General features: G+C 55.2%; 10 protein-coding genes and 1 pseudogene. 2 read left to right on the top strand and 9 right to left on the bottom strand.

What is annotated here, in order from left to right:
* Positions 1 to 11 precede the first annotated feature (11 nt).
* The 9 genes from ACAF76_RS04460 to ACAF76_RS04420 all read right to left on the bottom strand — a co-directional run bounded on the left by ACAF76_RS04460 (position 12) and on the right by ACAF76_RS04420 (position 10,298).
* Positions 12 to 1,088, bottom strand: coding sequence for an ABC transporter ATP-binding protein (locus ACAF76_RS04460; protein WP_400162700.1), 1,077 nt, complete (start codon positions 1,086 to 1,088; stop codon positions 12 to 14).
* Between the two features lie 136 nt (positions 1,089 to 1,224).
* A complete protein-coding gene (locus tag ACAF76_RS04455) occupies positions 1,225 to 2,286 on the bottom strand; it encodes an extracellular solute-binding protein (protein WP_400162864.1) in 1,062 nt (353 codons plus the stop codon).
* A 79-nt stretch (positions 2,287 to 2,365) separates the two neighbouring features.
* A complete protein-coding gene (locus ACAF76_RS04450) occupies positions 2,366 to 3,556 on the bottom strand; it encodes an ROK family protein (RefSeq protein WP_400162699.1) in 1,191 nt (396 codons plus the stop codon).
* Positions 3,557 to 3,733: 177 nt separating this feature from the next.
* A complete protein-coding gene (locus ACAF76_RS04445; RefSeq protein ID WP_400162863.1) occupies positions 3,734 to 4,714 on the bottom strand; it encodes an aromatic acid exporter family protein in 981 nt (326 codons plus the stop codon).
* Between the two features lie 133 nt (positions 4,715 to 4,847).
* The gene (locus ACAF76_RS04440; protein ID WP_400162698.1) at positions 4,848 to 7,061 is read right to left on the bottom strand and encodes an S-layer homology domain-containing protein; all 2,214 of its coding nucleotides are present in this window, start codon (positions 7,059 to 7,061) and stop codon (positions 4,848 to 4,850) included.
* Positions 7,062 to 7,218: 157 nt separating this feature from the next.
* Positions 7,219 to 7,971 carry a hydrogen peroxide-dependent heme synthase gene (hemQ, locus tag ACAF76_RS04435; protein ID WP_400162697.1) on the bottom strand — a complete coding sequence of 251 codons (753 nt, stop codon included), beginning with the start codon at positions 7,969 to 7,971 and terminating at the stop codon, positions 7,219 to 7,221.
* Between the two features lie 111 nt (positions 7,972 to 8,082).
* A complete protein-coding gene (nagB, locus tag ACAF76_RS04430) occupies positions 8,083 to 8,841 on the bottom strand; it encodes a glucosamine-6-phosphate deaminase (protein WP_400162696.1) in 759 nt (252 codons plus the stop codon).
* Positions 8,842 to 8,857: 16 nt separating this feature from the next.
* Positions 8,858 to 9,697, bottom strand: coding sequence for a MurR/RpiR family transcriptional regulator (locus tag ACAF76_RS04425; RefSeq protein ID WP_400162695.1), 840 nt, complete (start codon positions 9,695 to 9,697; stop codon positions 8,858 to 8,860).
* 244 nt (positions 9,698 to 9,941) lie between these two features.
* Complete coding sequence (locus tag ACAF76_RS04420) at positions 9,942 to 10,298, bottom strand: YisL family protein (protein WP_400162694.1); 357 nt, start codon at positions 10,296 to 10,298, stop codon at positions 9,942 to 9,944.
* A gap of 181 nt (positions 10,299 to 10,479) precedes the next feature.
* On the opposite strand from ACAF76_RS04420, the pseudogene ACAF76_RS04415 reads away from it, so the two are divergent.
* Positions 10,480 to 10,955 (top strand): annotated as a pseudogene (locus ACAF76_RS04415) (MCP four helix bundle domain-containing protein); the annotation flags it as partial.
* Positions 10,956 to 11,213: 258 nt separating this feature from the next.
* Positions 11,214 to 11,903 carry a methyl-accepting chemotaxis protein gene (locus tag ACAF76_RS04410; RefSeq protein ID WP_400162862.1) on the top strand — a complete coding sequence of 230 codons (690 nt, stop codon included), beginning with the start codon at positions 11,214 to 11,216 and terminating at the stop codon, positions 11,901 to 11,903.
* The last annotated feature ends 16 nt before the right edge of the window (positions 11,904 to 11,919 follow it).

Genomic DNA, 11,919 nt, shown 5'->3' with positions numbered 1-11,919 from the left:
GCTTCTCCTCCTCACTCGGCAAAGTAAATGCTCTCTTTGGGAATATGCCAGTGGATCGTGGCACCACGCTGTTTGATCGGCCTGCCGAGATTGATCGACATGCTGCGCAATTGCTCGCTGCCGACCGTGGTGACGTAGTTGACGCAAGCCCCGGTAAATTCAGCCAACTGCACGGTTCCGCTGACGGTATTCTCTCCCTCGGCGGCCGTTCTTTCCTCCACAGACTCCGGCCGGATCGACATGACGACTTTGCTGCCCGTCGTCAAATTGGCGCGCGGAGAGGCGTGTTTGCGCATACCCGTGAGCATTTGTCCGGCAGCGAGCTGCACGCGCACCTCCTCCCCGTCTACAGCAACTACCGTCCCTTCCCACAAATTGGTCTCGCCGATAAAGGAGGCGACAAAGCGGTTGACGGGGGCGTGGTAGATTTCGTAGGGCGTTCCGACCTGCTGCACCTCGCCGTTTTTCATCACCATGATCCGGTCTGACATGGACATCGCCTCAGCCTGGTCGTGTGTGACGTAGATCGTGGTGATTCCCAATTCCAGTTGCAGCCGCTTGATTTCAAAGCGCGTCTCTTCCCGCAGCTTGGCATCCAGGTTGGAGAGCGGCTCATCCAGGAGCAAAATCTGTGGCTCGATGACCAGTGCCCGGGCCAGTGCTACACGCTGCTGCTGACCGCCCGAGAGCTGGTCGATGCGGCGTTCGCCGTAGCCTTCCAGCCGGACGCGCTTCATCATCTTCTCCACCCGCTCGCGTGTCTCTTCCTTGCCCATTTTGCGCACCTGCAAGCCGAATGCGATGTTTTCAAATACGGTCATATGCGGAAACAGCGCGTAGTTTTGAAACACCATGCCTGTATTTCGCTTGTGCGGCGGCACGGAGGTCACATCCTGCTGATCAAACCGGATGCTGCCCTGCGACGGGTAGTAAAAACCGGCGATCATCCGCAGCGTGGTCGTCTTGCCGCAGCCGCTGGGCCCGAGAAAGGTAAAAAATTCGCCCGATTCGATGTGAATGTGTACATCCTCTACCCCCTTTGCCGTGCCAAACTGTTTGTGTACGTGATCCAGTGTGACGCTGCTCATCCAGTAGATGACCCTCCTTTTGTGAAAAAATTGCTGTGTCCAAGGACGGCAAGCGATAGGACGGAGGGGATCGCTCCTCTCCGTCCGCCATCATCCTGCCCTTAGCCTTTCGGGCAGTCTTGCTCTCCCGAATCGTTTACTTCTGCGCTTTTCCCTTGATGTTTTCGTCCCAGTACTGCATCCATTCCATCTCTTTTTCCGCCATGACGTCCCAATCCAGCTCAAGCGGCTTCAGCTCCAGGTTTCGCATGATATCCGGTAGCTGATCCTTGCCGATGTCGGTGCGGGACGGGAACTGGAAGCGCTCCTTGGCCAATTCGGCCGCCATCTCCGGGCTCATCAGGAATTCCATGAACTTTTTCGCGGCATCCGGATTTTTCGCTCCCTTGATGATCGCCACGCCATCGACGAGAATCGGCGCCCCGCTCTCGGGATAAATAAAGTCGTACGGGTGGTTGTTTTTCAGCCCCTGAATCAGCACGTCCTGCAGGTTCCACAGGGAGATCAGCCCCTCCTGGCGGTCCAGCTTGAGGTAGAGGTTGGTCGGGTCCTGGGTGTACTCCTTGGTGTTGGCGTCCAGCTTCATCAGCCACTCATACCCTTTTTCCGGCGTATCCGGACCCTGGCGATAGATCATTGCCGAGTAGATGGTGCGCATCGTTCCTGATGGCAGCACGTTGCGGATGACGATTTTGTCCTTGTACTTGGGATCGAGCAAATCATCCCAATCTTGCGGCGCTTCTTCCCGGCTCATCGCATCCTTGTTGTACATGATTACTTCCGGGAGCAGCATTTCCCCGTACCAGCGATCCTGCGGGTCTTTGTAGAGATCAGGGATCTGGTCGGCAAACGTAGGCTTGTATGCTTCCAGCAGGCCTTCATTGGCTGCCGTGCTCAGCGCGGACTGTGTGCCACCCCACCAGAAATCTGCCTGCGGATTGGCCTTTTCGGCGCGGACACGCTCAAGAATTTGCTGTGCCCCCATCTCCAGCGTCTCGACTTCGATATTCGGGTATTTGTCGTTGAATTTCGGAATTACCAGTTCAAAGATGTTCTTGTCGCGCCCCGTGTAGATGACCAGCTGCTGTGGTTCGTCGGATGGAGCCGGCTGCTCCGCAGTCTGTCCGCCCGTCCCGCTGCCCTGGCTGTTTTCGGGAGGTGCCGGCTGCTGCCCTCCGCTTGAACATGCAGCGACCATGAGCGCCAGCGAACCGGCAAACAGTCCTCTTATCCATTTGCTTATGTGTGTACTCTTCTTTTTCAAAGCGTTCTCCCCCTTATTCTTCTTTTACCTTGTGAAGCAGGCTCATCGATGGGAATGACTCCAACACGGAATGTACGGCGCCAATCAGTCCTGCCTGCTCGCCGAGTACCGCCTTTTTCAGAATGGGCACTTCCGGCACCCATTCCGTGAGCCAATCTGCTATTCGCTTCACCCCTTCGTCATCGATATGGACCATCTCTCCGCTCAGGATCAAAAGTTCCGGGTTGACTACGCTTGCGATGTTGGCGATCCCATACGCCCAGTGGCGGTATACCTCGTCGAGCAGATTGCGCGCTTCGAGGCTGCCTGCCCTGGCGTGACGGTTCAGCTCCTGTATGACACTCGACCCTTCCTGAAGGTCAGAGAGAACTCCCTTGGCCCGCTGCAAAATGCCGGGTACGGAATAGTGCGACTCAAAGACGCCGGAAGCGCTGTCACGACGCTTGTGATCAGGACCGATCAGCATGAATCCGATCTCTCCGGCAGCGTCCCGGCTGCCCCGGTAAAATTGTCCGTCCAGGATCACGCCGGAGCCAATCCCCGTACCGACGTACATGTAGACGACATGGGAATGGCCGACGCCGACACCCCGCACATACTCGCCCAGCGTCATCAGGTTGACGTCGTTGTCGATGATCACCGGGACGCCCAGACGCGCTTCTATCGTCTGCTGGATCGGCGACCCCATCCAGCCCGTACTCGGAGAAAAGCTGACGGTGCCGCTCCCGCGCTGTGTCACGCCCTGCAAGCCGACGCCGATTCCCAACAACCGCTCCCGCGCCATTCCGCTCTCTTTTAGCAAATGTTCCAAACCATGCGCCAAGTCGGCAATGACGGCCTCTCCATCGGCAGGCTGGGCCAGCTTTTTCCGGTAGCGGGCGAGGAACTCACCCTTCAGGTCGGCTATCGTCATGTCCAGCGAAGTGCCCTCGAAAATCGCTCCGGCGATGACAAAGGCCTGGTAGTTGTACTCCAAGAGGATCGGTTTTCGCCCGCCTTTGGAGTCGCCCATTCCCACTTCCTGCAACAGCCCTTCGTGGATCATTTCTTCGACGAGGGCGGAGACGCAAGGGCGGCTGAGCTGTGTCCGCTTGGCGATGTCGGCCCGAGACATCTGACCGTGCTGGATGACCTGCTGCAAAACCTCTTCCTTGTTCAACAGCTTGACGAGCTTTCGGTTACCTGCTTTGTTGAGACCATGCACGTCTCATTTCTCACCACCTAGTAGTTAGTTATATTTACTAACAAAGTTATCCAAATTATACCTGCCGTTTATTAAATAGTCAAATAATTGCTAATACTCCATTTTCACTCAGCTTGGTTGCTTTGTTTATATGCTTGCACTTTGCCTCCCATGACAGCAAAAAGACCGCCTGGCCGTCTATGGCTCACGTGCGGTCTTTTTGCTTGCGGGGCTGTTCCCCTCGTTTTTGCCCAGCTCATGTTTGATGTACAGGTAGTTTTCGATCTCGCGCAGCAAATAGAACAGCGCCGCGCGCGTCTCAAATTCTTCGCGTGTCTTCGGCAAAGGCGACGCCTGGATCTCCTCGCGCATTTCCCGAAGCTGGTCCAGGTAGCGGTAGGCGGTGTTGCCGGGGTGGACCGAATCGCTGAGCCGCTCCAAAAAGTCGGCGATCTGCAACCCTTGCGGAACCTGGGCGTCGAGAGTAGAGACGATCGGCATCATCCGCTCCAACAGCTCAAATTGCTTTTCCCGCATTACAAAGTAGGAGCGATACGTATCGTCTCCGCGTCCGAGGCGGTTTTCGACGTCTCGCGAAGCCAGCTTGACGGCCTTGTCCAACAGGCTGGTCAGTTCGATCAGCTCGCGACCGTCCCATTCGTTGTCGCCAAAACGCAAGTAGTGGCTGTACTCGCGGAGAATTTTGCTGAAATGCTCCTCCACTTTTTCCTGCATCGCCTTCAGTTCCTTTTCCAGGCTGGGCATGTACAGGTTGACGAGCAGCGCCACCCCGATCCCGATCGTCAAAAGGGCCAGCTCGTTGGCAATAAGCGCCAGGTCCATCCGCTCCTCCGCGTAGAGGTGCATCAATACGACCATGCTGGTCACAAAGCCTTCCTGAATCCGGACGCGGACGGCGATTGGCATAAAGACGAGAATCGTCAGCAACAGCGCAAGCGGTGTGAAGCCGATCAGGTAAAACCAGGCAGCACCCAGACCCAGCCCGAGCAGGCTGGCCAGGAAGCGGTTGAGCGCTGTCCTGACCGACTGCTTGACTGTCACCTGGATGCACAGGATGGTAATGATCCCTGCCGCTGCGTAAAACATCAATCCCAACTGCTGGGCGATCAAAATGGAAATCGCTGTGCCGATTGCAGTCTTGATTGTTCGATTTCCGATGCGAAAAGAGTAAAAGCTCAGTCTCGTTCCCCTCCACAGTGCGTGATCTTCATGTTGTATCTGTCCTCGCTCTTATCACTGTTTAGAATAGCAAAAACGAGACCATATCCAAAGCAAAGAGTTTGTTACGTTTTTATCTCTTTTCTTTATATTGCACCAGCGCCTGTGCGATTTGCGCCAATTCAGCCCGGGTCAGCGAGCCATTCGGATCAAAGCGGTTGGCCGATTTTCCCGGGAAAACGCCTTCGCCGTGCAAAATGCTGACGGCTGCGACCTGATGGCTCTGCAAATCCGTGAAAGGCGAATTAAAGATTTCCGGATTGTCGAGCAAGTCCTTGTAGCCGAGCAAGCGGGCGATCATGTCGGCAGCCTGGGCGCGCGTCACCGGCTGCTCCGGCTCAAAGCGCTGCGCTGTCTTTTCGATGTAGCCTTGGCGCAGATTTTTCTGGATGACGCCGTAGAGCGGATGCGTCTCGCCAATGTCGGCGAACGTCACCTGCTCGGTGTCGTCGTAGCCGAAGTAGACCGCTCTGTGGAATTCCGCCATGTCAGACAAGCGCGAAATAACTTGTGCCATTTCCCCGCGCGTCACTTGCCGCTCCGGTTCCAGTTTGCCGTCGGTCACCTGCAAAAGGCCGTATCGAACCGCCCATTCCAGCGCCTCCTGCTGCGGGTGGTCGGCGATGTCCTGCGGTTTCGCTCTTTCCTCAAGCTGGCTGTAGCTGATCCACTCCCCTGTCGTGGCGTCGACAAAGCCGGATTCGCCGACGTAGCGATAGACGAGAAGCGGTCCATTCGCGGCTTCGGAAGGTTGGAAATAGATTCCCGGCTGGTAATACGTAAGCATCAGCTTGTGTTCGTCCCTCAAGGTCGCTCTCACCGTATCGAGGTCGACGGCCTGTTTGGGCTCTGCCAAAGTCCGGCGCAGGTCGCGCAAATTCACGCGCAGTTCGACCACCTCTCCCGTTTTCGGGTCTACATCAACCGAAAATTCGGCGTTTTCGATCGGCACACCTGCGTGCAGCCAGCCAAACGATACGCGGTACGAGCTGCCTTGCTCCAGCGCCCATTTCACTTGCCCTTCGCCTGGATCCGGCATCAGGTAGATTTCTCCCAGCCTGTCTGCCAAGAGCGTTTTCACCAGCTCAACCGCACTTTGCTGCGCCTGCTCCCATGTCACCGTCTCCCCGGTGATCGGGCCGGTACTGCCGAAGCGGCGATTGGAATCGAGCTGGTATTCGACCAACTCTCCCCGGTCTCCGATCGAGATTTCCACTGGCACGGCGTCCTCGCCGCTCCCGTGCAGCGGCTCGTATGCAAACACCCAGTAGCTGTACTCGATCCCGTCGGAACCGGAGCTGGAGCCGCTTCCTCGCTGCCCTTCCGACTGGTAGTTTCCAGGCAGCCGTTTAATGACCTGATCCGCGATTTTCTGCGCTTCTTCCACCGTAATCCTTTGTTGCTGCACTGTGGAAACGGTGCTGCCCAGCGGCTCAATCGTTCTGGCTTGGGACGGTTTGCCCAACGCGTTGATGACTGTCCCGTCAACAGCGTTTACATACTGCGGATCATGCGGCCCAAAACGGTAGATCATTGCTGTCTGGCTGTTCGAGGCGATAGTCGGATACATCGACGAAAGCGATTGATGCATCAGGGATGGCGCTATTTCCTGTGCGAGCAGCTCCGCCGCTTCCTCCTCGGAGATGACCTCGGCAGGGTCGGGAAGTTCTCCCTCATACCAGTTGCGCCAGTACGATTGAACTTCACCCGTCTCGTCCAGAACGATTTCAAATCCGTTTTCGAGGAAAGGCAGGCCGTTTTCTACACGGGTAAACGTAAACTGGTTTTCCCGGACACTGCCATAATAGCCAGAGAAGCTCGGATATTCATTTGCTTCTGACAATTTGGCCCGTTCCTCGGGACTGGCCACCTTTTCCAAAAACCGCACTGCCGTCTGTTTTGCTGCTTCTGCATCCAGCTTGCCCCCTGCAACAGCAGAGCTGGGCCGTTCCACGTAACGGAAGAAGCGCTGAAGGACACCCGTCGATGCGTCCAGATCGATAGAGATCCTTTCATTGCTGTCATTTTTCCAGGTCATGGTCCAATATACCGATTCTGTTGGATCTACATAGTGGTTCGCTCGCTCCAGCTTGTAGCCCGCCAGAAACTCCAACTGCTCCTGAGCCCGCTTGATCGCGTCTTCCCGGCTCAGTTCGCCGGCGGCTTGCTCCGCAGCATACGCAGCCGGCAGCACACCGGGTGCCCCGACGCCAGCCAGTGTCGGGCCCAGCAATATCGCAGTCGTCACGCCTGCCGTCAGTCTCCAAGGTTTGCTCCGTTTGTTCACGTAAACATTGCTCCTCTCTTTGATAGATTCGGTTTGGCATATCTCATCGATGGTACCATTATCTGGCATCCAAAACAACCTTGCCCCCGGTAGTGCGATAAGCACAAAAAAACGGCTCACGCATCAACTCGCGGGAACCGTTTTTTCAAAAACTCCGTTATACGTGCAAGAGCTTCTTCAGCGACTCTTCGTTCAGCACATTGCCGACCAGGAAATTGCCGAATTCGCCGTAGCGTGCGCTCACTTCGTCGAAGCGCATTTCGTAGACGATGTGCTTGAATTCCAGTGGATCATTGGCAAACAGGGTAACTCCCCACTCCCAGTCGTCAAAGCCGACCGAACCGCCGATAATCTGTTTGACTTTTCCTGCGTACTTGCGGCCGATCATGCCGTGGGAACGCATCATTTCCTGGCGCTCCTGCATCGTCAGCATATACCAGTTGTCTTGCAGATTGCGCTTTTTGTTCATCGGATAGAAGCAGATGTGCTCCCATTTGGGCAGAATCGGGTAGAGGCGTTCGCGCACATGCGGATTGGCCTTTGGATCTTCTCCCGGGTTGTGGACGTAGTTGCTCAGCTCCACGACCGAAACATAGGAATACGGCGCTTCTGTGTATGCGGCAAAACGCGTCTTGTTGAACGCGGTCTTGATTTCGTCCAGCTCTTGCATCGTAGGACGCAGGAACATGAAAACGAGATCGGCCTTATGTCCCAAAATGGAGTAGACAGCCGTGCTGCCTTCCTGTTTCTCTTCATTTTCAGCCCAGACGTGCAGCAGTGTCGAAAGCTCGTCCAGCGCAGCCTGGCGCTCGTCCGCCGAGGCAGCCTTCCACTTCTCCCAGTTGATCGTGCGGAAGTTGTGGTACGTGTACCAGCCCTCCAAGGTCAAAAGCGCTTCGTTCGTGCTCATGTATCGTCAACTCCTCATGTAAAATCTGGATTTCCTCTTGCGACATTTCCAGTATAACACAAGCACAAATCGATATTCCTACACAGATTGGTGAACAAGTGTCCTGACGGATCAGTCCGCCGCAGTACCGGCAATCGTCGCCGCGGGAAGACGGGAGGCAGCCTGCCGATCCATGACCACCGTCACGTCAGCGTGCTGGCGCAGGAACGAAGCAGGCAGCTCTGGCGTCAGCTCGCCTTCCAGCATGCGCTGTACAGCTTCGGCCTTGGAAGAGCCGCTCGCCAACAGCAGGATTCGCTTTGCTGCAAGAATCGTCCGGATGCCCATAGATATCGCTTGTGTCGGCACTTCATCGGGCGAATCGAAGTAACGGGCGTTTGCTTCCACGGTATCGCGCGTCAGTTGCACCACCCGCGTCGCCGTCGCAGCAGTGGAGCCGGGCTCGTTAAAACCGATGTGACCGTTGCGCCCGATGCCCAGCACCTGAATGTCAATTCCTCCGGCACGGGCAATCTCCCGCTCGTATCGCGCACACTCGGCTTCGAGATCAGGCGCGTCACCGCGGGGGATATGGGTCATACGGGGATCGATATTGACCTTGGCAAACAGGTTTTCTTCCATGTAGGTGCGATAGGATTGCGGATGAGCGGCAGGCAATCCGACGTATTCGTCCAGATTAAAGCTCGTAACCCGGGAAAAGTCGAGACCTTCCTCCCGGTGCATCCGGACCAGCTCCTGGTACATTCCGACTGGTGTCCCGCCGGTAGCCAGGCCCAGCACGCTATCCGGCTTCCTTTTTATTTCACGGGCGAGAACATCTGCTGCCCGACGGCTCATCGCCTGATAGTCTTCAACCACCCACAGCTTCATGTCGTTTCACTCCAGATTAATATTTTCGCTCCAGCACGGCCTTGGCCGTCCGCTCCTTGTACAAGAGCGCCGTCTCCCTGATCTGCATCGCGAGCGCGGTGAACAGCACGTCGATTACGTGCAACTGGGCGATTTTGGCGGCAAGCGATCCGCCTTGCAGCGGTCCCTCCTGTGCAGCCGTCAGCAAGGTAATGTCCGCCTCCTGTGTAATCGGCGAGCGTCGGTAGTGCGTGATGCAGATGACCGTGGCTCCAGCTTCCCTGGCTACCTTCAGGGCTTCGATCGTATCTTTCGTGCTGCCTGAGACGGACAGGCCGACCGCCACATCCCCCTCGCCCAGCGTAGCCGCCGCCATCGCCTGCAGGTGGGATTCGGAAAAGGCGTCCACCCTAAGCCCCAGCCGCAGACAGGTGTACTTCGCATCCTGCGCGGTCATTGCCGATGTTCCCGCCCCGTAAAAATGGATCGTGCGGGCATTGCGCAGCAGCTCGACGCAACGCGCCAGCTCGTCTTCCCGAAACAGCGCAGTCGTGTCTTCGATCGCTTTCTGGTTGGCAGCGTTCAGCTTTTGCGCGATCGTCTGGAGCGAATCGTCTTCACTGACCTCGCCATGCAGGTTTTTGACCGGAGTGACCAGCTCCTGTGCCAAAGCCAGCTTGAACTCCTGATAGCCGCGAAACCCGATCTTGCGACAAAAGCGCAGCACCGTCGTCTCCCCCACCCCCGCCTTTTCGGCGAGATCGAGCACGGAGAAATAGATCACATCCTCTGTCTGGGCGAGAACCGTCTGCGCTACTTTTTGCTCCGACTTGGTAAAGGACGGCAGCAAACTTTGTATCTGCAATACGATATTCACTTCCGTTTGACACCTCCTTGTGCGCGGGAAAAAATGGCCGCAATCGCATCATCGTTACCACCATTATACAAGAAAAAGGAGTAAACCTCCACGATATAAATAAAAAGCGGAGTTTTTCTCCAATTCCATCCATAAACGAAAAGACCTTCACCCGCCACTGCTCCCAACACGTCAGTCCCAAACATGAAAAGAGGCTCTCGCCCGCAAACGATTCGCGGACAAAAGCCTCCTGCTGCACTTCCTACTACCATCGGAAATTTTCGTAACCGAACAAAATAACCACTACCATCAGTACGATCGCCCCGATGAAAAAGCCGAGGCTCGGCTGCTGTCTCGATGCGCGTCCCAGCGACATCTCCATCAGTCCGAACACGACCAGCGCGAGAATCGCCTTGATGTAGAAATAAACGTCGGTCGCATGGTAGCTGAAAAGCAGACCTGCTCCCGAAACCAAAATAATGACGATCATCAGGCGCAAGATCATATGCAGGATCTTCCCGGCCTTTGCCTTTCCCATTCGGTGCAAAATATAAGCTATGATCAGCAGTACGAATGCCACTTCCCAACCGCCGACGTGGGATTCCAACAACATGTTGTACATCGTCCCTACCTCCATCCAAATTATGCTTATCCCGATCATTATACCAGAAGTTGACTTGAAAAGCAGATGGCTTGTCATTTTACAGTATTGTGACATTAAAAAAAATAATAAAGTTTCAACCGTATCCAAAATGGGTATCTCTTGAGATAGATAGTCATTCGAACATCATGGAGGAACGAACATGCCAATCAGACGAAAGGTGCTTCTGGGTTTTATCACACTCTTATGCTTGCTGGCCGTAACCGGGGGGATCACCATCCTGCAAATGAGCCAAATGGGCGACAAGGCAAACGAGATTAAAGACAACTGGCTGCCCAGCGTTACGATGCTCGGCGAAGTAGAAACCCAAACGGTCTACATCCAAAGGTTTTTGAATGCGCTCGGCATGGAAAGCAATGAATCGGAAATGACCAGATATGAGAACAACATTACCGATGCCGTAAAGAAATAGACCAGCTACTCTTACAATACGAAGCACTGATCTCTACTGAAGAAGAGCAAAATCTGTTTGCACAATTCAGCCAGTCCTGGCAAGACTACAAGCAAAAACTTCCAGTGGTCATCGAAATTGCCAGAGGGTCGGACATGGACCGCACTCTCCAGGAAGTCAAAAAAATCAACGCAGAATGGGAATCGGCAGCACAAGTGCTCTCCACACTGATTGGCGTAAACGGAGCCGGCTCCGAGAATGCTGCCACCCAATCCGTGAATATTTACTATACTTCCTTTATTATTGTCGTCGTTGTCATTCTCGTCGCAATCGCAATCGGTATTCTTTTGGTCGTTTTCATCACCCGAGACCTGCGCAACGTCTCCTTTAACATCGGTGCTTCAGCGCAAACCTTGGCCAGCTCGTCTGAGGAAATTACCGCGAGCGTGCAAGAAGTGGCGAACGGCAGTGTCCATCAAAGCAACATGGTAAACAACATCACGGAAATGATCACACAGATGAACATCGCCATCAGCCAAATCGCTACCCATATCGATCAGACCAGCACGCTCGTAAACCAGACCGCCAGCGCCGCGACGAACGGTGGAGACCTGATGAACAACGCGATGGACGGAATGCGGAACATTTCGCAAAAAGTGCACTATCTGCTGGATCATTCGCGCAAGATCGATCTGATTGTCACGACGATCAAAGACATCGCCGACCAAACGAAGCTCCTCGCCCTGAACGCTTCGATCGAAGCTGCACGCGCCGGAGAGCATGGACGCGGCTTTGCTGTCGTCGCCGACTCGGTCGGAAAGCTGGCCAACCAGAGCAGTGAAGCGACCAAGGAAATTATCCAGCTCGTACAAAATATGCAGGAAAGCACGCAAGACGCAGTGGAAACCGTGCGTTCCGGAAATGAGCTGATCACGAGCGCCGGTGAATCGTTCACCGAGATCATCCGCTTTGTGAGAGACTCTTCGGAGCGCATCACCGAAGTCGCTGCCAACAGCGAACAGCAAGCAGCGCAAGTAAATGAAATCCTGCATGCGGCACAGAGCATCGCCGCGGTAACCGAGCAGACTTCAGCCAGCACGGAAGAGACGGCTGCCGCCACCGAGGAATTGGCCAGCATGGCAGAGCGCCTCAACCAGCTCATCACGAAGCTGTAACGAGATCATGGATACA

The organism is Brevibacillus sp. TJ4 (assembly GCF_044627595.2).
Lineage (GTDB): Bacteria > Bacillota > Bacilli > Brevibacillales > Brevibacillaceae > Brevibacillus.
The sequence above is the reverse complement of the archived record's forward strand: the minus strand, read 5'-3'. Positions and strand labels throughout refer to the sequence as shown.